The organism is Winogradskyella aquimaris (genome assembly GCF_042676105.1).
Lineage (GTDB): Bacteria > Bacteroidota > Bacteroidia > Flavobacteriales > Flavobacteriaceae > Winogradskyella > Winogradskyella aquimaris.
Genome location: NZ_JBHTJQ010000016.1, coordinates 487,166 through 508,751 on the forward strand (window position 1 = coordinate 487,166; position 21,586 = coordinate 508,751).

Sequence of the window (21,586 nt, forward strand, 5' to 3'; positions counted from 1 at the left end):
TAATTTCATACATCTTAAAACTAACCGACATGACATATTCAAGATTCTTTTCGTTCTTACTTCTCGTAAGCTCGTGTTTTACCTTTGCACAACAACCTGCAACCGCTGCAGAAACTGTTAATAAAGCCTTGGAGCAAAAGCGCGACATGGCAAAAACTTCATTGGTAAAGAATGTTCCTTTTGAAAATATTGGTCCGACCATAATGAGCGGTCGTGTGGTGGATGTGGATGTGAATCCAGACATGCCTTCAGAGTTTTATGTGGGTTATGCCTCTGGTGGTGTTTGGCATACCGTAAATAACGGAACCACGTTTACTCCGATTTTGGATAGTTCGGATACACAAAACGTGGGTGATATTGCAGTGCACTGGCCAACACGAACTCTGTATGTGGGAACTGGCGAAAATAATGCATCGCGTTCCTCTTATGCTGGTATTGGTTTGTTAAAGTCCACCGACAATGGCAAAACTTGGGAGAATCTTGGGTTGATGGATGCGCATCATTTTGCACCCATTTTAATTCACCCAGACAATCCTGATGTGTTGACCATTGGTGTGACAGGGCATTTGTATTCTCGAAATCAAGAACGTGGTGTTTACAAAACTACTGATGGTGGTAAAACATGGAAGCAGACCTTGTTTGTAGATGATATGAGTGGTATTATTGATTTGCAACATAGTCCTAATAATTATAATGTGATGTTTGCCACGTCTTGGACCAAAGATCGTAAAGCTTGGAATTTCAAAGGAAATGGAAGCAATTCTGCCATATACAAAAGTACAGATGCAGGAGACACCTGGACCAAAGTTTCTACTGAAAAAAGCGGTTTCCCAATAGGTGATGGCGTTGGTCGCATTGGTGTAGCCGTGTTTAATGATGATGTGGTGTATGCCGTTCATGACAGTCAGTTTAGACGACCAGACGATAAAAAGAAAGGAGACAATGACGGTTTGACCAAAGACGATTTTAAAACCATGTCCAATGCCGATTTTCTGGCTTTGGATAACAAGAAACTCAATACTTTTTTAAGAACGAATGGTTTTCAGGAAAAATACAGGGCTGAAAACGTTAAGCAAATGGTGCGTTCTGGCAACGTAAAACCTATTGATTTAGCCAAATATCTTGAAGATGCCAATTCGATGTTGTTCGATACTCCTGTGGTTGGTGCTGAGGTGTACAAAAGTACCGATGGAGGTAGTACTTGGAAGAAAACCCATGAAGATTATCTAGATGGCATTTACTACAGTTATGGCTACTATTTTGGACATATTCATGTGTCGCCAGCCAACGAAAATCATATTTATATCTATGGGGTACCGATTGTAAAATCTAAGGATGGTGGTAAGACGTTTACAAGCATTAGTGCAGAAAATGTCCATGCCGATCATCATGCACTTTGGATCAATCCTAAAAACCCAAATCATTTAGTGGATGGTAATGATGGTGGTATCAATATTAGCTATGATGATGGTGCGAATTGGATAAAGAACAATTCGCCTTCCGTGGGACAGTTTTACGCTATTAATGTGGATAACGAAAAGCCATACAACGTTTATGGCGGTTTACAAGACAATGGTGTTTGGGTCGGTGCTCACAATGCGCGCGAAAACAAAGCCTGGCATCAGCAAGGGCAATACCCTTGGAAATCCATAATGGGAGGTGATGGTATGCAGGTGCAGATCGATAACCGTAATTCTAATATTGTGTACACAGGGTATCAATTTGGAAACTATTACAGGCTCAACCTCGACACTGAAGAGCAAACCTATATTCAACCGAAGCATACTTTAGGTGAAAATCCGTATCGCTTCAACTGGCAAACACCGATTTTATTATCGCCACACAACCAAGACATCTTGTACTTAGGTGGTAATAAACTCATGCGTTCTATGAATCAAGGGAACGATTGGGAAGCCATTAGTGCCGATTTAACCAATGGTGGTAAAAAAGGCAACGTGGCCTATGGGACCTTAACCTCCATTTCCGAAAGTCCGTTTCAATTTGGATTGATTTACACTGGAAGTGATGATGGTTTGGTGTATGTTACTAAAAATGCAGGTGGTAGTTGGACTAACATTTCAAACGCATTTCCAAAGGATTTATGGGTGAGTCGCGTTATTGCTTCGCAGCATAAAAAAGAACGTGTTTACGTGACTTTGAATGGTTACCGTTGGGACGATTTTAAAGTTTATGCGTATATGAGTGATGACTATGGACAGACTTGGAAAGACATTAGCGGCAACATTCCAGCCTCTCCAGTCAATGTGATTAAGGAAGATCCCAAAAACGAAAACATGTTGTACTTAGGAACTGACAATGGAGCCTACCTCTCTTTTGATATGGGACAATCCTGGGAGGTATTTTCTGAAGGATTACCAAACGTGGCCATTCATGATATGGTTGTGCAATCTGAAGCTAATGATTTGCTATTGGGAACGCATGGCCGAAGCATTTACAAAGCCAATATTGAGGCCTTACAACAAATGAATACGGATTTAACTGCAAAACCAATCACTATTTTTGAGGTGAGCCCTGTAAGACATTCTAGCCGTTGGGGAAGCGCTTGGAGTCAATGGTCAGATGCTTACGAACCGAGTAAAACCATTCAGTATTTCAGCAGTACATCGGGTGAAAAAACAATGACGGTGATGTCTGAAAATGGTGCGGTCTTAAACAGTATGCAGCTGAAGGCAGATAAAGGGTTCAATTACGTGGATTACGATTTAACATTGTCTGAAAAAGGAAAGAAAGCCTTAGAAAAAGCAAATAAAGAATTACAAATTGGTAAATCTGGCAACGGAAAATATTATTTGCCAAAGGGGAATTATACTTTAAAGATTGGTGAATCCGTGGCAAAATTAGAAATAAAGTAGGCTATCTAATTAAAACGATTCTAAATAAATAATTATAGTTTACACTTGTTGTCAAAACGCCATTTCTACTGTATTTTTGTAGGACTAACAAAAAGATTAGATCTACAATGAGCGGAATTCTAAATTCGTCAATTGGAAGAAAGTTTGCCATGGCACTTTCGGCACTCTTCCTAATGGTTTTTCTCGTAATGCATGTTTCCATCAATTTCACTTCAGTGTTTAGTGAGGAACTATTTAATGAAATGTCACATTTCATGGGAACGAATCCTTTAGTACAAGGGGTGATGCAACCGATATTAATTTTTGGAGTCATTTTCCATTTTATAATGGGATTTGTGCTCGAAGCTAAAAATAGAGCATCTAGAAATATAAAATATGCTAAAAATGAAGCCTCAGGAAACTCTAGTTGGGTCTCAAGAAACATGTTGTTAACTGGGTTGGTAATTTTAGCATTCTTAGGGATTCATTTTTACGACTTCTGGGTACATGAAATGACGGTTAAATATGTGAATGGTGACATGAGTGGCCTTATTGATCCTAATAATGCAGAATCAGGCTACCGTTATTATGAGGAATTAAGGGAAAAATTTGTAAGTCCTGTCAGAGTAGGGATTTATGTAGTGGCATTTATCTTACTTTCATTACACTTACTTCACGGATTTAATTCGGCATTCCAATCTATTGGTGCAAACAATAAGTATATTAAAAGTCTTAAAGGATTTAGTAAAGTGTATTCGATAGGAATTCCTGCTTTATTCATCTTTATTGCAGTTTACCATCACTTTACACACTAAAAAATAAAGCTATGTCAATATTAGATTCTAAAATACCAGAAGGTCCTTTAGCGGACAAATGGACTAAACATAAAAATGAAATTAATCTTGTTAATCCGGCCAACAAACGTTTAATAGATGTTATCATCGTTGGGACAGGTTTAGCAGGTGGATCTGCTGCTGCTACTTTAGCTGAGCTGGGGTACAACGTTAAGGCGTTTTGTTTTCAGGATTCGCCAAGACGCGCACACTCTATCGCAGCACAAGGTGGTATCAATGCGGCAAAGAACTATCAAGGAGATGGTGACTCTACCTACAGACTTTTTTATGATACTGTAAAAGGTGGGGATTACCGCTCTCGCGAAGCGAACGTTTACCGATTAGCAGAAGTTTCTACAAATATTATTGACCAATGTGTGGCACAAGGTGTGCCTTTTGCCAGAGAGTATGGTGGACTATTAGACAACCGTTCTTTTGGGGGTGTATTAGTATCCAGAACTTTCTACGCCAAAGGTCAAACAGGACAACAGTTATTGCTTGGGGCTTATGCTGCAATGAACAGACAAATAGGACGTGGTAAGATAAAAATGTACACACGTCATGAGATGTTAGATGTTGTTATTGTCGATGGTAAAGCCAGAGGAATTATTGCACGTAACTTAGTGACAGGTGAAATTGAACGTCATTCAGCACACGCTGTAGTTCTTGGTACAGGTGGTTATGGAAATGCATTTTACTTATCCACCTATGCGATGGGAAGTAACGTTACGGCAGCATGGAAAGCACACAAACGCGGAGCTTTCTTTGCGAACCCATGTTATACACAGATTCACCCAACCTGTATACCAGTTTCTGGAGACCATCAGTCTAAATTGACATTGATGTCTGAGTCTTTACGTAATGATGGACGTATATGGGTGCCTAAACATAAAAAAGATGTTGAAGCGATTAGAAATGGAAGTCTAAAACCAACAGAAATCGCTGAGGAAGACAGAGATTACTATTTAGAGCGTCGCTATCCTGCTTTTGGTAATTTGGTACCAAGGGATGTGGCCTCAAGAGCTGCTAAGGAGCGTTGTGATGCGGGATATGGTGTTAATCAAACAGGCGAGGCCGTTTATTTAGATTTCGCTTCAGCTATTGAGCGCTATGGAAAAGAACAAGCGTATGTGAAAGGACTTGACGTTAATGATAAAAAGGTGGTTACGGAATTAGGTAAAAAGGTGGTTGAGAATAAGTATGGTAACTTATTCCAGATGTACGAAAAGATTGTAGACCAGAATCCATACGAAACTCCAATGATGATTTATCCTGCGGTACACTACACGATGGGTGGACTTTGGGTAGATTATAACTTAATGACAACGGTACCTGGATTATATGCCATTGGAGAAGCTAATTTCTCGGACCATGGTGCTAACCGACTTGGAGCATCTGCACTGATGCAAGGTCTTGCAGATGGTTATTTTGTGTTACCATATACTATCGGTGATTATCTAGCCCATGATATAAGAACGGGAGCTATACCAACGGACACCAAAGAGTTTGATGAAGCAGAACAAAATGTAAGAGAGAATATCAGTAAACTCATCAATAATAAAGGGTCTAAATCTGTAGATTATTTCCATAAACGTTTAGGTAAAATTATGTGGAATAAGTGTGGAATGGCGCGTAATGAAAAGGAATTAAAAGAAGCTATAAACGAAATAGCGGAATTAAGAGAAGAGTTCTATAAAGACGTATTTGTGCCTGGAACGGAAAATGAATATAACGAAGAGCTGGCGAAGGCTGGTCGAGTTGCTGACTTCTTGGAGTTAGGAGAATTATTTGCTAAAGATGCTCTAGAACGTGAAGAGTCAGCAGGGGGGCATTTTAGGGAAGAATACCAAACAGAAGGTGGAGAAGCTTTAAGACGACCAGAGTTTCAATATGTTTCAGCATGGGAATACAAAGGAAAACCAAGTGAAGCGGTTCACCATAAAGAAAAACTGACTTACGAAAATATTGAAGTTAAAGAACGAAGCTATAAGTAATACTCAATAAACCAACCATCAATACGCTTAAAAATGAATTCGGATACAATAAAATTAAAACTCAAACGCATAGACCCAGTTAAGTATGCTACTGTTGCTACACTAGTATATTTACTCATTTTACTTATTGTCTATGTGCCAATTATATTATTAGCCTCACTCGTCGGAGGGTTTTCGGATATTGGTGCCGGAGCGGCGATGCTTGGAGGTGGTATTTTGGGTGTAATTTTTATGATTATATTCTTAGGGATATTCGTTTTTATAATTACCCTTATAGCATGCTCACTTCTAAATTTTATTTTAAAGAAAACAGACGGTATCGACATTGATTTTGAGAAAGCAGGTTTAAATATTTCTCAGATTGGTGAAGACCGTGGAATAGAAAAATAAAAAAGCTATGATGAATTTAACATTAAAAATATGGCGTCAAAAAGACGCTAATGATAAAGGAAAAATTGTTGACTATCCAGTCAGTGGGATATCTCCAGACATGTCTTTTTTAGAAATGTTAGATGTTCTCAATCAAGAGTTGATTGAAAAAGGGGAAGAGCCAGTGGCTTTTGATCATGATTGTAGAGAAGGTATTTGTGGAACCTGTTCGTTATACATTAACGGAAGAGCACACGGCCCTCAAACTAAAATTACGGCATGTCAATTGCACATGCGTAGTTTTAAAGATGGAGATACCATTTACATAGAACCATGGAGAGCAAAAGCCTTTCCTGTAATAAAGGATTTAATTGTAGATCGTTCATCTTTTGATCGTATTCAACAAGCTGGAGGTTTTATTTCTGTAAACACCTCTGGTAACACTCAAGATGCAAACGCCATTCCTATCGAAAAGGAACATGCAGATAAAGCTTTTGATGCCGCAACATGTATTGGTTGTGGTGCTTGTGTAGCAAGTTGTAAAAACTCTTCAGCCATGTTATTTGTGTCTGCTAAAGTATCGCAGTTTGCATTATTACCACAAGGTCGTGTTGAAGCGACTGATCGTGTTTTAAACATGGTGAAGCAAATGGATGAAGAAGGTTTTGGTAACTGTACCAATACAGGTGCTTGTGAGGTAGAATGTCCTAAAGGTATTTCTCTAGAGAATATTGCACGTATGAATAGAGAGTATCTAGCGGCAAGTTTAAAAGGCTAATCCTTCCTAAAGATTTTAGGAATTTTCAAATACAAAATCCCAAGGTAATGCATTATCTTGGGATTTTTATTTTTATCCTATCTAATGAAGAACGCGATTTCATTCTATAACATACAGCTTGAAGAACACATTTCGGAAGCCAAAAGCATTTACAAGAAAATGAGTTTGTTGAGTGTGCTACGCTTAACCGTTTTTGGACTTACCGTTTTTGGTATATATCTCACTATTGAAAAGTGGCACGTAGCCTCAGTAATAGCAGCTGTTGGATTAGCTCTGTTTTTGGTTTTACTATCAAAATATACTGATCTTAAGACCAAACGCGAACTACATAAACGCTTAGCAAAAATAAATGAAGAAGAACTAAAAATTGCATCAGGGGATTTTCATCATAGAGCAGATGGAAACCATTTTCAAAATCCAGCACATGCTTACAGTTTGGATATTGATTTGTTCGGAAGAGGTTCTTTTTTTCAATACATCAATAGAACCACTATTAAAGAAGGAACCCAAACTCTCGTTAGAAGTTTGCTTGCCAACGACATTACAAATATTAAAGCGAGACAAGACGCAATTAAAGAACTTGCTAACGAGCCAAAATGGAGACAATACTATTCTGGTGTGGCACAAGGTGTAAAAGTTGAACATTCTGCTAAGTCGATAATTACATGGTTAAAAGATTACAAGCCATCTCTAAATGCAATAATTTATTGGTTAACAATTGGTTTTAGTGTAGCTTCCATAACCATTTTAGCCTTAGGAATAACCGAGATTATACCCATAAAATATGCGGGTTATTGGTTGCTTTTAGGCTTAGCAATTACAGGACGTTTTTTAAAACAAATTAATCATGTAGCTCAAAGCACTGAAAAAGCTAAAGATACCTTTAGGCAATATGCTTTATTGCTAAAAGAGATTGAGCAAAAGGAGTTTCAATCATACTTATTAAATGAAAAGCAACAAAAAATTCAATCCGAGGGGCAAAAAGCATCACAGATTTTTTCAAAATTTTCAAAAGCACTAGACGCATTAGATAACCGAAACAACTTTATATCGGCCATTTTTGGTAATGGCTATTTGCTTTGGGATATTAGACAAACCTATTATATAGAGCAGTGGATTGGTAAGTATGCGCATATGGTTGAAGATTGGTTTGATGTGGTCACGTTTTTTGATGCATATAACACCTTAGGAAACTACGCCTATAATCATCAGGAATTCACCTATCCAGAAATCACTTCAGGAAATGTAATTATCAAGGCCAAGGATTTAGGACATCCATTACTCAATAAAGCAAAGCGTATTGATAGTGATTTAGAAATGTTACAAGAACAGTTTTTTATTGTCACAGGAGCGAATATGGCTGGTAAGAGTACGTTTTTAAGAACTGTTGCTTTACAAATTGTCATGGCTAATGTGGGGCTGCCAGTTTGTGCCAAAGAAAGCCAATACAATCCTATTAAATTGATAACGAGTATGCGAACGACAGATTCCTTAACAGATGATAGTTCGTACTTTTTTAGCGAGTTAACACGACTGAAGCTTATCGTAGATACGATCGCAAAGGACCAAGACTATTTTGTGATTTTGGATGAAATACTAAAAGGGACCAATAGTACCGATAAAGCCATTGGCTCAAGAAAGTTTGTGGAAAAACTGGTAGCGCAAAAAGCCACAGGTATCATAGCTACACACGATTTAAGCCTTACCGAAATTGAGGCCGAATTAAAAGCGGTAAAAAACTATTACTTTGATGCCGAAATTAAAAATGACGAACTTTTTTTTGATTACAAACTAAAGAAAGGGGTTTGCCAAAACATGAATGCAAGTTTTCTGTTAAAGAAGATGGAAATTGTGTAATAAAAAACCCTCTCTGAAATCAGAAAGGGTTAGTTATAGTTAAAAGAAATAAGTTTCTTAAGCCTCAAATGGTGCTATAGAAACATAAGACTTATTGTCTTTTCTTTTTGTGAATTGTACGATACCATCAACTTTAGCGTGTAAAGTGTGGTCTTTTCCTTGGTATACGTTCTCACCTGGGTGATGTGTATTACCTCTTTGTCTTACGATAATGTTCCCAGCCACAGCAGCTTGTCCACCAAAAATCTTAACACCTAGTCGTTTCGATTCTGATTCTCTACCGTTTTTAGAACTACCAACTCCTTTTTTATGAGCCATTGTCTTAAGGTTTTATTTTGTTAATATTAATGGATGCGAAAAATTATTTTTCAATTCCACCGTCTAATCTGTCTTGTAATTCTTTTAATTCGTCCCACTTACCATCAGCAGCTAATTTAGCTTGCTTAGGCCAAGTTTCAGTAACGATGTGTGCTAATCTAGAGCTCGCTTCAGAAAGAACATTGCTTAATTCTTCCGGTGTTGCTTTAGCTACTTTAGCAAACGTTTCATATCCAGCGTTTACTAATGCTTCAGCAGCTTTAGGTCCAGCACCTTCAATTTTCTTTAAATCATCAGCTTTACCAGTTGCTTTCTTAGCCTTAGGTGCTGCCTTTTTAGTTTCAGTTTTAGCAGCAGCTTTTGGTTCAGCTTTTTTGGTTTCTTTTTTAGGAGCAGCTTTCTTAGCTCCAGAAGCCGTAATGCCTTCAATCACGATTTCAGTTAAGGCTTGTCTGTGACCATTTTTTACACGGTAACCTTTACGTCTTTTCTTTTTGAAAACAATTACTTTGTCACCTTTAAGGTGCTTTAAGACTTTAGCACTTACTTGTGCACCGTCTATAGCTGGGGCGCCTAAAGTCACATTGTTACCATCACCTATTAGAAGTACGTTGTCAAAATCAACTTTTTTACCTTCTTCAGTAGATAAACGGTTAACGAAAACTTTTTGGTCTTTTTCAACTTTAAATTGATGCCCTGCTATCTCTACAATTGCGTACATAGCGTAACGTTTTTATTAAATTGTTTATTAAATAAATGTGCTTTTCTCAGAAAGCGGATGCAAATATACTCCTAAATTCCTAATCTACAAACGTTTTAAGGCTTTTCGAGTATTTTCATTGCAAATGTGTTAGTAATTCCAATTGATAAAAACATCACCGCTTCAGTTTTCACATTTTATTATGTTAAAAACGGGTTTTGATTCCTTATTTTTGTAACGCTTTACGTAACAAAGCATATGATATATAAGACAAACACTAAAACAATTTAAATTTAAAAACTTTAATAATGAGAAAAAGCTTATTCACTCTAGCACTCATGTTGTTTGTTGGATTTATGGCCAATGCACAACAAGTAGAATTTGAGGAGTATGATTTAGATAATGGCATGCATGTGATTTTGCACCAAGATAATTCTGCTCCAGTAGTCACAGTTTCGGTAATGTACCATGTTGGTGCAAAAGATGAAAATCCAGAGCGTACTGGGTTTGCACATTTTTTTGAGCATTTATTGTTCGAAGGCACAGAAAATATCCCACGAGGTGAGTGGTTTAATATTGTGACCTCAAATGGTGGGAGTAATAATGCAAATACAACGGATGACAGAACCTATTACTACGAGGTTTTTCCTTCCAATAGTGTAGAGTTGGGCTTATGGATGGAGTCAGAGCGCTTGCTACACCCAGTCATCAATCAAATAGGAGTAGACACACAAAATGAGGTTGTTAAAGAAGAAAAACGTCTTCGTGTAGACAATCAACCTTATGGAAACATTTTAGCAGAAATTAAAAAGCGCATGTTTAAAGTGCACCCTTATAAAGGAACTACAATCGGTGAGATGGAGCACTTAGATGCCGCCACATTAGAAGAGTTTCAAGCTTTTAATAAAAAGTACTATGTGCCAAATAACGCCGTATTGGTGGTTGCAGGTGATATTGATAAGGCTGAGGTAAAAAAGATGATTCAGGACTATTTTGGCCCTATCCCAAGAGGTGAGGATATTGTTAGAGATCTTCCAAGGGAAGAACCTATTACAGAACCAATGAGAGATAAGGCTTATGATCCTAATATTCAAATTCCAGCAGTTATTGCAGCTTACAGAACTCCTTCTTTTAAAAATAGAGATGCTTATGTTTTGGATATGATTTCCCAATACTTAAGTGGTGGTAAAAGTTCTGTATTATACAAGAAAATGGTAGATGAACAAAAGCAAGCTCTACAAGTAGCTGCGGTTAACATTAGTCAAGAAGATTATGGAATTTATGCGCTATTTGGTTTGCCGTTAGGCGATGTGTCTTTAGATACATTAATTACAGAAATGGATGAGGAAATTGTTAAGATTCAGGAAGAATTAATTTCTGAACGTGATTATCAAAAACTTCAAAATCAGTTTGAAAACCAATTTGTTAATTCAAACTCTAGCATCGAAGGTATTGCTAACTCCTTAGCAAGATATTACATGTTATACGACAACGTGAATCTTATCAATGACGAGATAAATATCTATCGTTCTATCACACGCGAAGAAATGAGAGACGTTGCCAAGAAGTATTTAAATCCAAACCAACGTTTAATTTTAGAATACTTACCAAAGAAAGATGAACAATAAAATAAAAATGAATCTTAATATGAAAACTAAAATATCAGCATTTATTGTATTGTTTTTAATGGCAATAGGAGTCAATGCACAAATAGACAGATCTAAGCAACCAGAGCCAGGTCCTGCACCAAAAATTACCCTAGAAAAACCAGGTGAGTTTAAGCTAGATAATGGCATTGAGGTATTGGTAGTAGAAAACCATAAATTACCAAGAGTTTCTATTACATTGAGAATAGACAACAAACCAATTTCCGAGGGTGACAAGGCAGGTATATCTAGCATCCTTGGTGCTATGTTAGGAAATGGGACTACAAATATTCCTAAAGATGAATTTAATGACGAAATAGATTTTTTAGGAGCTAATCTAGGATTTGGCTCACAAAGCGCATTTGCGAGTTCACTTTCTAAATATTCAGACAGAATTATCGAATTAATGGCAGATGCTGCTATTAATCCATTACTGACTAAGGAAGAATTTGAGAAAGAGAAAGAAAAGCTTATTGAGAATTTAAAGTCTCAGGAAAAAAGTGTAGATGCAGTGGCTAGCAGAGTAGGCTCTGCACTATCTTACGGAGTAAATCATCCTTACGGAGAATTTGTTACTGAAGAAACGGTAAATAATATTGAATTTGCTGATGTCTTAGCATTTTATGAAAAATACTTTAACCCTAACAATGCTTATTTGGTGGTTATTGGTGATATAGAAATGAAAAAGGTTCAGCGAAAAATAAAAGAACATTTTGGGAAGTGGAAAAAATCTGCAGTGATTGATACTACACTTCCAGACCCAATGCCAAATGCACAGTACACTCAAATTAATTTTGTGGATATGCCAAATGCAGTACAATCCAACATTTCATTGACCAATAATGTGGATTTTAAGATGACTGATGATGACTACCACGCGGTATTAATTGCTAATAAAATATTAGGTGGTGGCTTTGGCAGTTATTTAAATATGAACCTACGTGAAGAGCACGGTTATACCTACGGAGCGCGTACAAGTATAAGCCCAAGTAGATGGGGTGCTTCACGTTTTACAGCAGGTGCAGCAGTAAGAAATATGGTTACTGATAGTGCGGTTGTAGAAACACTAAAAGAAATAAACAGAATTAAAACTGAACCTGTTGACACTAAGGATTTAGAAAATGCAAAGGCAAAATATGTTGGGGATTTTATTTTAGATTTAGAGAGCCCAAGAACTATTGCTAATTATGCTTTAAATATTAAATTGAATAACTTACCGGAAGATTTTTATTCTACGTATTTAAAGAAAATAAATGCCGTTACAAAAGAAGATGTTATGCGTGCGGCCAACAAACACTTTAGACCTGAGAATGCACGTTTTGTTGTTGTTGGTAAAGGAAGTGAAGTATTAGAGAATCTTGAGAAAACAGGAATTCCGATTAAGTATTACGATGCCTATGCGAAGCCAACAGAAAAGCCGGTATTCTCTAAGCCGTTACCAGAGGGTTTAACAGCAGAAACTGTCATTAAAAACTATGTCAAAGCAGTAGGAGGTGAAGAAGCTCTTAGAGCTGTAAATACCACTTTGACAACTTCAGAAATGACAATTCCAGGAGCACCGTTTAAGCCAACAGCTATAATTAAGCAGATGTCCCCAAACAAGTTTTCGATGGAGGTTGTAGCAGAAGGGATGGGAACTTTAATGAAGCAAAATTTTGATGGTGAAAATGGTTATATGGTTCAACAAGGTCAAAAAATACCTATGGACGAAAAAGACGTATCTTCAAGAAAATCTACAAAAGGGTTATTTGAAGAATTGTTTATGGAATCTGCCAATCTTGAGTTAGTGAGTAAAACAACTATAGATGGTACAGACGTTTACAAGATTAAAGTAACTAAAGATGATAAGTCGTCATATAGATATTACGATGTTGAAACAGGTTACTTAGTGAGAACAGAAGAGACCAACGAAGCCCAAGGACAATCAATTACAACAGTAACGGATTATTCAAACTATAAAGAAGTCAATGGTGTGATGATGCCATTTACCATGAAGGTTACTGCAGGTCCTCAAGCTTTCACTTTTGAAACAAAAGAAGTAAAAATCAATGAAGGAGTTACTGAAGAAGATTTTAACTAATTTTTTTCAGAGATACACAACTAAAAACCGAAGCATTAGCTTCGGTTTTTTTATGTCTTACGACGATGGGATAAATAAACTCCAAATAAGATGAGTACAGCTGCCAAGGCTTGAACAATACTAAAAGCTTCACCATCTAAAATTCCCCATATCAGAGCGATGATGGGCATAATATAGGTAACTGAAGATGCAAAAACAGGTGTGGAAATTTGAACCAGCTTATTAAACACCACCTTTGCTATAGCAGTACCAAATACCGAAAGTATCACTACAAACCCCAAAGATGAAATTAAATGCGGATGATGTAATCGTTCTGATGAGAAAAATCCCGAAAACAGTAAGACAATAAAAGCTGGCAGGACGATAAATGCATAGTTCCCAGCTGCAATGGCCAAGGGTTTAACATCTTGTAGGTGACGTTTTATTATATTCACATTAGCGGCGTACATCAAGGTAGAGGCAATAACAAAACCAGCATAAAGGTAGTTCTGATTTGGATTTAACTCAGAGCCTTTTAAAATAAGAACTGATGTGCCAATGAAACCCACAATAACACCAATAATCTGGCGTTTAGTTGAGGCTATTTTAAAAATGGCAAAACCTAATATGATAGTATTAAGAGGAACTAACGAATTCAGTATAGAGGCTACAGCACTATCAATTTCGGTCTCTGCAATAGCAAAAAAGAAGGCAGGAAAAAAAGAGCCTAGAAGACCTGAAAGCAGTAACCATTTCCATTTTGATTTGGGCACATTTTTTAAATGGAAGAACCCTGCTGAAAGTAAAATTATTCCTGTAAAAATGGTCCTTAACGCTCCAAGTTGATAAGGTGTAAGTCCTAAAAGTGATTTTTTAATGAGAATAAAAGAGCTCCCCCAAATGACAGAAAGGATAAGGAGATAAATCCACTTAATGTTAGGGCTTTTCATACAAATGTTTCCTAAAGAGTCACAAAAATCGTTAATTCTTTCGCAAGAAACGGCAATATTTATTAGATTTATCCAAAATTTAAGAGTTTATACTTATGATGAAATTTAAAAATATAATTGTAGTCTTAGCAGTGGTACTAGCTGTTTCTTCTTGTAAGGACAATGCTGAGCCAGAAGTTAAAACTGTAGATATTGAAGTAACTAACAAGGAAGTTGCAAAGACATTAGATCCTAATGCTACTTATGCCAAAGTAGAGTTCGGAATTGAAGGTATGACTTGTGCTGTTGGTTGTGCCAAAACCATTGAAAAGAAAATGGCAAAAATGGACGGTGTTAAATCAGCTAAGGTAGATTTTGATAATCGTTTAGCAATGGTGGAGTTTGATGAAGCTAAAGTTACACCAAAATCATTAGAGGAAGCTGTAGCCAAAGTTGGTGATGTTTACAAGGTAAAAGACATGAAGCTTGTAGATAGTTTTGGCGGAGAAGCTAAAAAATGTAAAGAAGATTGCAACAAGGCGTGTTGTGCTAATAAAACTGAAGCAGAAAAAAAGGCTTGTAAAGCAGATTGCAAAATGCCATGTTGTAACAAAGAAGACGATAAAATAACTGAGTAGATTTTAAAGTATCTAATTAAATGATTAAGCCATCCATAGGATGGCTTTTTTTATAGTACTTGAAGAAGTATAAATGCAAGACCAATACAAGCAAACGGTAAAAGCCAAATAATAGAAATGGAATGTTTTACCTTATGTTTTGCGTTTAGGATATTTCTTTTTTTACCATTGTAGCGCATCCAGTTTTTAAAAACTATAAAAAGTGAAACCAAGCTGAAGAGTAGCCAGAATTTTTGTAAAGACATGGTTACTATTTTCATTTGATTGGCAAAAGCCAAAAAGAAGGATCCCAAAGCTAAATAAATAGAAATTTCTAAGACGTTAATATAGAATAGCGCAATTGCAATGGTTTGTTTTTTAAAACGCTTCTTGTAGTAATTAAATACAGAAATATAAAACGTATCTAGCATAAATGTACAATATAAAAAAACCACGCCTAAACTACGGCGTGGTTTAATAACTAAACTATAAGTTTTTAGTTACCTGTTACAACAATATTGTCTACGTGGTATCTCGTTGTGGCGCTAGGATCAGATCCCTCATATAGAAAAGCAAAATATGCGGTACCATCAACACATGAGATATTGATTGGTCCAACGCTTTCAAAAGTTCCGAAGCCACTAGCAGGACCTGAAGGGATGCTCGCATCCAAAATTTCCCATGTTGCCGTTAAAGGATCGCCAGTAAAATCTGTAGAAACTAATACAGATAGTATCTCACCATTATCAAAATTGGTCTGAATATCAAAACTAATCTCTTCTCCATCGGTAGTATCCATATCAACACCTGGTGTCACTAACCATACATCTATTTCGTCCTCATCACTATTAAATCCAGATATTTGAGCGTAAGTAGAACCACTAAAACTTCCAGTTATCCAAGTGGTACTTCCACCACTAACGTTTACATTTGTCCAACCCTCTGCAACATAACCACCAAATCCTTCAAAATCCTCTTCATAAATAGCAGAACCACCACCAGAAGGGCCAGTGCACTCTAAAAAGTCAGGATCACAACGCTCAGCATTATCCATACTTATGTCTTCAGGTGAGTTAACAACGATATTAAAGGTGTCCCCAAAAAAGTTTTTGGTTAAAATTGCATTCATACTTCCTCTACCTGAAGGTAAGGTTAACCCTTTAAAATCAGCAAACGTACTCGTACTAAAAATAACTGATGTTCCAGAAACACAGCTTTCTAAAATACGCTCACCATCAAACTCATCCGATTCTTCAGAAGCATAAGTCTGAGCGTTATCACCAACTATATTTCTGTTAAACTGTACGTCTTGTAACTGAACAAATAAGTTGGTTTTGTCATTTGTAAAATTGGAAAATTCCAATGGCATTGGAACCAAAGTTTCAATCGTAGAAGACCTGAAAATAATATCACTTTCTGAAGCAGAAGGTATTTTATCCACTTCATTACCATTTAATACACCAAGTGTTAATACACCATTAGTAATTCCTACAGATAAACCGTTTAACTTAACGTACACCTTTCTACCTGGTTCGTATCTAACAAAAAGTGGATTGACATCGATTAGTACTTTGATACCAATGGTTGGGTTTTCAAAATTATCCTGGATAATGATTTCTTCAAAGAAGTTACCACCTTCGTCCGAAGATACCACATAACCTTCCATGAATAAATCATTTTCATTAAAGGTATAAGAGTAAGTTGTGTCTTCATCATTGTAATCTAACGAAGTGTTGCCTTGCTCTTGAGATAATTCGCCAGCAAGAGCACTGATTTGAACCTTTGAAGTCTCAGGAATATTTGGCTCTACAATAGACGTGTTTGGAGTATCAAAGTCATCGTCTTCAACACAGCCATTAAATACTACTAATCCGATTAGTAATAGTATTAATTTGTTAATTTTTAAAGTTTTCATTTTTTGTATTTTATTTTGTTCTGACATAGCTTTTTTAGAATCTTAAGTATACGTTTAAATAATACGTTGTACCATTACCGAAGAAGTATCTTGGGCCAAATATTGGACCATTATCTCTAGATTGGTCCTCTTGCATACGACGGAAGTTGGCTAAACGTGATTGTTCAAAACCTCCTGTTTTATATTGTTCATTAAATACGTTATTGATAGTTGCAAAGAAACCAACAAAGTAATCATCAATTTTCCATGATTTACCACCAATAATATTAACTAACATATAGTCATCAAACTGTTCTTGTTTCAACAAATCTCTAGCATCAGATTCGTCATAATCATTAAACGTGTTGCCATCATAATCTGATGTGAAGTTTGCAGACCTTGCCAAATTACTAACATCTAAATAAGCATTAGAGAAGAAGTTACTTGTAACTCCTATATTCCAGTAATCTGGATCTCTATATTCAAATCCAACTTGGAAAGCGCGCTCTGGTCCACCAGCCACGTGATAGCCGTCTAAGTTAGTAGTACCATCACCAAAGGTCACTTGAGGGTCAATATCACTTCTGTTCAAGAAATCCACACTGGTTAAGTATAAATTAGGATTATTTTGAAACGTATATTGGCCTACTGACGCAGCACCTTTTAATTTGATCGTTGGTGTAATTTGGGCTTCGATACCAAATTCAATACCCACATGTCTACGCTCTATATTCGTCAGGATTTCTTGCACAAAGGCATCGCCAGTATCTACACCTAAGCCAGCTAGGTCTTCTGTAAAATAGAATCCGATATCAGAACCGTCTTTGAACCCTGAATAAAAACCGGTTAATCTGGCCTTGACTATGGGTGACCTAAAGATATAACTTGCATCGATGGATTGAATCTTTTCGCTTTCAAGTCCGATTACGGTTGCATTGGATTGTCTGGCGTTACTAAAGGAATTTCTAATAGATGGTGCTTTTGTAAAATAACTCGCATTCACATCTATAAGGTGTTTACCTGTAACTTTATAAGTAAATCCACCTTTGATGCCGTAATTTGAAAAATCTAGCTTGTCACTATCCCCAAATGATCCATCATTACCACCACCTTGAAAGAATCCGTTTTCATAAAGACCTGTTCTTTGGTAAGTAGTTTGTGATAAGTTAGCACCAATATAGAAATCTACTTTGTTGTATTTAAACTGTGCCTGAGCAAAACCACTAATAACATCAGCATTAATTTCATAATTATATTTATAACGGTCTCCCTCACCAACAATCCTATTAGGGTTTCTAACATCACTTTGTGCTAAGTTCGCAGCAACTTCGTCACTAATGGTGGAATTATCGTCTTCTTCAGCAAAGAAATCAACATCCAAATATCCTGTACCACCCAACAAGTCCTCTAATCTTGCAAAGTTTTCACTTTTTAGAGATCTGTAATTGACTGCAGCATTTAATCTAATATTATCTGCAAGTTCAGCATCTAAAATAGAGTTAAATGTTAGTTGTTGATCTTTTATAACGTCTGCTTGTACTGCATATAAAGAATTACCGCCTTGTGCTCTAAGGGTCGCATTTCCTTCGTAAAGGGCATTCCAGTTTAATTGACCTTCATCTAAAAAAGCTTGCTCTGCTAAATAGGCTTGTTGATAATCATAAGCTGTTGGATTAGCATCCTGCAGAAAGAAGCTTGGTAAGTTCTGATAATAAGTTGGGTCTGGATTTCTGGCTCCACCAAGATAGGCATTCTCACCATTGATAGTAACCAATCTTGTACCACCATTATCTATTCTTGTATTGGCAATTTCACCAAACTGATAAGCAATATTAGTATTTAACCTAACCTTAGGGGTAATGTCCCAGTAGTGGTTAAGCATAAGTATGGGCTCGTCAATTTCACGCATTCTAGAATTACGTTGCTCACCATTTAGCATTCCCCAAAACGGATTGTAACGTCTTCCTTTTAAATCGTATACTTCTTGGGTAATAGCAGTAGAACGACCACGTCTGTTTTGAGCATAAATACCTGTAAAGTTAAGACTGTGTTTATCGTTTAATTGTTTTTCAACAGCAACGAATAAGGAGTTAGCATCGTACAGCGTTCCGTCAATGTAACCCTCTTCACCAAAACGTCTAGAGCCTAAGACGGAATAGGACCAGCCACCTTCTAAAAGTCCAGAACTATAACTTGCCATAACTCTACCAGTATAGCTTCTGTTCGCAGATGCGTAAGATACACGACCACCTCTTCTGTATTTTGAAGCACGCATAACAATATTGTTGGTACCTGCTAAATCGCCAAAATTGTAATCGTTGGCAGACATACCCATTGAGAATTCTTGGTTACGTTGAACATCATTTAATCCACCCCAATTTCCCCATTGTGGTCTGCCATTGAATTGCTTGTTCATCTCAACTCCATTGATTAGCACCTTACCATTGGCGTTGTCTAAACCTCTTGGTCTAAAAAACGTAGCACTAAAATCAAAAGCTGCGGCATTTAAAAACACATCTCTAGATGCTTGTAAAAGACCAGAAATGTTGTCTGTAAGACCATCATCCTCACTATTTAAGTTATCATCAGAAATGGAAATAATAAAGAGATCTTTTTTGTCACTCGTATCAAAGTCTAGGGTCATTCCACTAATGTCTACGGTCTGCCCTTCGTTAACAATGATAGGGTAACGTTTGGTAACGTAACCTACTTTTTCGATTTTCAGAACTTGTTCACCTAAAGGTACATTCTGAGTAAAACTAAACTCACCTTTAGCATCAGTTTTCAAGGTCTGTCCAGTTTCTTCAATAGTAATCGTTACATCAGGAATCGGTTCTCCTGTAGTTCCGTCTAAAACGCTTCCCTTAACAATCGTTTGCTGAGCAAAACTTGTTAAAGAAAAGGCGAGTGAGAACAGAAAGAGTAAAAAACTTTTTTTCATACCTAATTTTAAATTGATTGTTTGAGTAGATTAAATAATAGTTATTTAAGGCGTGCAAATGTACATTTTTTATAATAATTACCTACTTTTGGCAAGCAATTTGCTTTGGATATAACAATAAAATAATATAGTATATTAAGTACACTTTAGGATTTATATTGTTTCGTCATGATACTAAAACTAAGGTGTTCTACATATAGAAAATTTAAAAATAATAATTATCAGATGAAAATATTAAAATGTCTTCTACTTATGCTCATAATGATGAATATTTCATTAGTTGAAGCACAAGAAGAAAAACGCTTTAAGATCCATACTGTAGCATTCTACAATTTAGAAAATCTTTTTGATACTATTAACGATCCCTTAAAGTATGACGAAGCTAGCCCAATCATGGAAATGAAGGCTAACCGCTCTGAAGTATACAAGCAGAAGGTTAAGAACATGGCTAGGGTAATTGCCAATATCGGTGCGGATATGGCCAATAATTCACCTGCGGTAATTGGAGTTTGTGAGATTGAGAATAGGGACGTTCTGGAAGATTTGGTAAATGATCCCCTTTTACTTGGTAAAGACTATGGTATTATCCATTACGACGGACCAGATAGAAGAAGCATCGATGTAGCACTACTTTACCAAAAAGCATTATTTAAGCCAATAGAATCGAGTTCTCATGAGTTATTGATTTATGATGATGTTACAAGAAAAAGAGTTTATACAAGAGATCAATTATTGGTTAGTGGAAAGTTGGATGGTGACTTAATTCATATTATTGTTAATCACTGGCCGTCGCGTAGTGGTGGTGAAGCACGTAGTCGCTCAAAGCGTGTGGGAGCGGCAAAATTGAATAAACGTATCATAGACTCACTACAATCTATAGACCCTTATGCCAAAATCTTTACAATGGGAGATTTGAATGACGACCCAACAAATGACAGTGTAAAGGAGGTCTTAAAGGCCAAAAAAGAGAAAGATGAAGTTCCTTTTAAAGGCATATACAACCCTTATGAAAAAATGTTCACTGAAAAAGGCTGGGGAACAACAGCATATAGAGATGCCTTAAGTTTATTTGATCAGATCATGATGACAAAGCCATTGCTTGATGACGATTATTCTTCATTCCGATTTTGGAAAGCCGGCATATACAATCCATCATACATGTTTAATAAACGAGGACGCTACGAGGGTTATCCTTTTAGAAGTTTTGCCGATGGCGGATTTACAGGGGGTTTTAGTGATCACTTCCCTGTTTATGTTTACCTAATCAGGCAAGTAAAAGAAGAAGACGTTACGAAAGGCTAATTAAACAACAGATTAACAAAAAAGGTGCAAATTTTTATTTGCACCTTTTTTGTTAACTTAACCATTGATTCCAAGGAATCATATAAAGGACTGCAATAAGCGCGATACTGTAAAAAATTGAAAGCAATTTAAATTTAGGTTTAGATACCAATTTCTTTTTGTGTTTAGAATAGCCAATTGTAACTAAAGCCACCGCAATAATCATTAAAGTTGGATGCTCTACTGCTAATTTTCTAATGCTATCATTTTTCATGACTTCGCCGACACTCATCTCATCAAAATATCCCTTTGTAAAAAATAAAATGATACCGATTAAGAGTTGAATATGCATTGTGATTAAAGAAAACAGAGCAAGTCTAAAATCTAAGGCACCATATTCCTTATTACCAAAAAACTTAATGAGTGCATTAACAGTTGCAATAATTAATACTAATAAAACAATATAAGCCCAGCCTGAGTGTATAAATTGAATCGTTTCCATTTTTTTGAATTGTTAG

At 36.5% G+C, this 21,586-nt stretch carries 17 protein-coding genes; 10 read left to right on the plus strand and 7 right to left on the minus strand.

Features of this window, described 5'->3' with window-relative positions; translation table 11 throughout:
* Window positions 1-29: 29 nt before the first annotated feature.
* The 6 genes from ACFQ1K_RS12180 (at window position 30) to ACFQ1K_RS12205 (ending at window position 8,683) form a co-directional block, all read left to right on the plus strand.
* Window positions 30-2,873: a WD40/YVTN/BNR-like repeat-containing protein gene (locus tag ACFQ1K_RS12180; RefSeq protein WP_320554473.1), complete on the plus strand. Its 2,844-nt coding sequence runs from the start codon at window positions 30-32 to the stop codon at window positions 2,871-2,873.
* Window positions 2,874-2,980: 107 nt separating this feature from the next.
* Window positions 2,981-3,667 carry a succinate dehydrogenase cytochrome b subunit gene (locus tag ACFQ1K_RS12185; RefSeq protein ID WP_320554472.1) on the plus strand — a complete coding sequence of 229 codons (687 nt, stop codon included), beginning with the start codon at window positions 2,981-2,983 and terminating at the stop codon, window positions 3,665-3,667.
* 11 nt (window positions 3,668-3,678) lie between these two features.
* Entirely contained in the window at window positions 3,679-5,679 is a 2,001-nt protein-coding gene (locus tag ACFQ1K_RS12190) for a fumarate reductase/succinate dehydrogenase flavoprotein subunit (protein WP_320554471.1), read from the plus strand.
* A 33-nt stretch (window positions 5,680-5,712) separates the two neighbouring features.
* Entirely contained in the window at window positions 5,713-6,069 is a 357-nt protein-coding gene (locus ACFQ1K_RS12195; RefSeq protein WP_320554470.1) for a hypothetical protein, read from the plus strand.
* A 10-nt stretch (window positions 6,070-6,079) separates the two neighbouring features.
* Window positions 6,080-6,826: a succinate dehydrogenase/fumarate reductase iron-sulfur subunit gene (locus ACFQ1K_RS12200; RefSeq protein ID WP_320554598.1), complete on the plus strand. Its 747-nt coding sequence runs from the start codon at window positions 6,080-6,082 to the stop codon at window positions 6,824-6,826.
* A gap of 84 nt (window positions 6,827-6,910) precedes the next feature.
* Window positions 6,911-8,683: a MutS-related protein gene (locus tag ACFQ1K_RS12205; RefSeq protein ID WP_320554469.1), complete on the plus strand. Its 1,773-nt coding sequence runs from the start codon at window positions 6,911-6,913 to the stop codon at window positions 8,681-8,683.
* A 57-nt stretch (window positions 8,684-8,740) separates the two neighbouring features.
* Here the strand turns inward: ACFQ1K_RS12205 and rpmA are convergent, their stop codons facing one another.
* Window positions 8,741-9,001, minus strand: coding sequence for a 50S ribosomal protein L27 (gene rpmA / locus ACFQ1K_RS12210; RefSeq protein WP_299366844.1), 261 nt, complete (start codon window positions 8,999-9,001; stop codon window positions 8,741-8,743).
* A 43-nt stretch (window positions 9,002-9,044) separates the two neighbouring features.
* The gene (rplU, locus tag ACFQ1K_RS12215; RefSeq protein ID WP_320554468.1) at window positions 9,045-9,722 is read right to left on the minus strand and encodes a 50S ribosomal protein L21; all 678 of its coding nucleotides are present in this window, start codon (window positions 9,720-9,722) and stop codon (window positions 9,045-9,047) included.
* A 287-nt stretch (window positions 9,723-10,009) separates the two neighbouring features.
* Between rplU and ACFQ1K_RS12220 the strand changes: the two genes are divergently transcribed.
* Window positions 10,010-11,329 (plus strand): M16 family metallopeptidase, encoded by a 1,320-nt coding sequence (locus ACFQ1K_RS12220; protein WP_320554467.1) that lies wholly within the window; start codon window positions 10,010-10,012, stop codon window positions 11,327-11,329.
* Window positions 11,330-11,348: 19 nt separating this feature from the next.
* On the plus strand, window positions 11,349-13,427 hold the full coding sequence (locus ACFQ1K_RS12225) for an insulinase family protein (protein ID WP_320554466.1): 2,079 nt from the start codon (window positions 11,349-11,351) through the stop codon (window positions 13,425-13,427).
* A 50-nt stretch (window positions 13,428-13,477) separates the two neighbouring features.
* On the opposite strand, the gene ACFQ1K_RS12230 is transcribed toward ACFQ1K_RS12225, so the two are convergent.
* A complete protein-coding gene (locus ACFQ1K_RS12230) occupies window positions 13,478-14,356 on the minus strand; it encodes a DMT family transporter (RefSeq protein WP_320554465.1) in 879 nt (292 codons plus the stop codon).
* Between the two features lie 95 nt (window positions 14,357-14,451).
* On the opposite strand from ACFQ1K_RS12230, the gene ACFQ1K_RS12235 reads away from it, so the two are divergent.
* Window positions 14,452-14,973: a heavy-metal-associated domain-containing protein gene (locus tag ACFQ1K_RS12235; protein ID WP_320554464.1), complete on the plus strand. Its 522-nt coding sequence runs from the start codon at window positions 14,452-14,454 to the stop codon at window positions 14,971-14,973.
* A 50-nt stretch (window positions 14,974-15,023) separates the two neighbouring features.
* On the opposite strand, the gene ACFQ1K_RS12240 is transcribed toward ACFQ1K_RS12235, so the two are convergent.
* The 3 genes from ACFQ1K_RS12240 to ACFQ1K_RS12250 form a co-directional block, all read right to left on the minus strand.
* Window positions 15,024-15,383, minus strand: coding sequence for a hypothetical protein (locus ACFQ1K_RS12240; RefSeq protein ID WP_320554463.1), 360 nt, complete (start codon window positions 15,381-15,383; stop codon window positions 15,024-15,026).
* Between the two features lie 65 nt (window positions 15,384-15,448).
* Window positions 15,449-16,867 carry a DUF5689 domain-containing protein gene (locus ACFQ1K_RS12245; protein WP_320554462.1) on the minus strand — a complete coding sequence of 473 codons (1,419 nt, stop codon included), beginning with the start codon at window positions 16,865-16,867 and terminating at the stop codon, window positions 15,449-15,451.
* 34 nt (window positions 16,868-16,901) lie between these two features.
* The gene (locus ACFQ1K_RS12250; RefSeq protein WP_320554461.1) at window positions 16,902-19,787 is read right to left on the minus strand and encodes a carboxypeptidase regulatory-like domain-containing protein; all 2,886 of its coding nucleotides are present in this window, start codon (window positions 19,785-19,787) and stop codon (window positions 16,902-16,904) included.
* A gap of 225 nt (window positions 19,788-20,012) precedes the next feature.
* On the opposite strand from ACFQ1K_RS12250, the gene ACFQ1K_RS12255 reads away from it, so the two are divergent.
* Window positions 20,013-21,089, plus strand: coding sequence for an endonuclease/exonuclease/phosphatase family protein (locus ACFQ1K_RS12255; protein ID WP_320554460.1), 1,077 nt, complete (start codon window positions 20,013-20,015; stop codon window positions 21,087-21,089).
* A gap of 52 nt (window positions 21,090-21,141) precedes the next feature.
* Here ACFQ1K_RS12255 and ACFQ1K_RS12260 read toward each other — a convergent pair whose 3' ends face one another.
* The gene (locus ACFQ1K_RS12260) at window positions 21,142-21,570 is read right to left on the minus strand and encodes a hypothetical protein (protein WP_320554459.1); all 429 of its coding nucleotides are present in this window, start codon (window positions 21,568-21,570) and stop codon (window positions 21,142-21,144) included.
* Between the last annotated feature and the right edge of the window lie 16 nt (window positions 21,571-21,586).

Coding starts and splice junctions, on each gene's coding strand:
- ACFQ1K_RS12260 (WP_320554459.1), bottom strand. CDS start 21,570: ATGGAAACGATTCAATTTATACACTCAGGCTGGGCTTATATTGTTTTA.
- ACFQ1K_RS12180 (WP_320554473.1), top strand. CDS start 30: ATGACATATTCAAGATTCTTTTCGTTCTTACTTCTCGTAAGCTCGTGT.
- ACFQ1K_RS12240 (WP_320554463.1), bottom strand. CDS start 15,383: ATGCTAGATACGTTTTATATTTCTGTATTTAATTACTACAAGAAGCGT.
- ACFQ1K_RS12255 (WP_320554460.1), top strand. CDS start 20,013: ATGAAAATATTAAAATGTCTTCTACTTATGCTCATAATGATGAATATT.
- ACFQ1K_RS12250 (WP_320554461.1), bottom strand. CDS start 19,787: ATGAAAAAAAGTTTTTTACTCTTTCTGTTCTCACTCGCCTTTTCTTTA.
- ACFQ1K_RS12225 (WP_320554466.1), top strand. CDS start 11,349: ATGAAAACTAAAATATCAGCATTTATTGTATTGTTTTTAATGGCAATA.
- ACFQ1K_RS12200 (WP_320554598.1), top strand. CDS start 6,080: ATGAATTTAACATTAAAAATATGGCGTCAAAAAGACGCTAATGATAAA.
- ACFQ1K_RS12205 (WP_320554469.1), top strand. CDS start 6,911: ATGAAGAACGCGATTTCATTCTATAACATACAGCTTGAAGAACACATT.
- ACFQ1K_RS12230 (WP_320554465.1), bottom strand. CDS start 14,356: ATGAAAAGCCCTAACATTAAGTGGATTTATCTCCTTATCCTTTCTGTC.
- rpmA (WP_299366844.1), bottom strand. CDS start 9,001: ATGGCTCATAAAAAAGGAGTTGGTAGTTCTAAAAACGGTAGAGAATCA.
- ACFQ1K_RS12245 (WP_320554462.1), bottom strand. CDS start 16,867: ATGAAAACTTTAAAAATTAACAAATTAATACTATTACTAATCGGATTA.
- rplU (WP_320554468.1), bottom strand. CDS start 9,722: ATGTACGCAATTGTAGAGATAGCAGGGCATCAATTTAAAGTTGAAAAA.
- ACFQ1K_RS12235 (WP_320554464.1), top strand. CDS start 14,452: ATGATGAAATTTAAAAATATAATTGTAGTCTTAGCAGTGGTACTAGCT.
- ACFQ1K_RS12190 (WP_320554471.1), top strand. CDS start 3,679: ATGTCAATATTAGATTCTAAAATACCAGAAGGTCCTTTAGCGGACAAA.
- ACFQ1K_RS12220 (WP_320554467.1), top strand. CDS start 10,010: ATGAGAAAAAGCTTATTCACTCTAGCACTCATGTTGTTTGTTGGATTT.
- ACFQ1K_RS12185 (WP_320554472.1), top strand. CDS start 2,981: ATGAGCGGAATTCTAAATTCGTCAATTGGAAGAAAGTTTGCCATGGCA.
- ACFQ1K_RS12195 (WP_320554470.1), top strand. CDS start 5,713: ATGAATTCGGATACAATAAAATTAAAACTCAAACGCATAGACCCAGTT.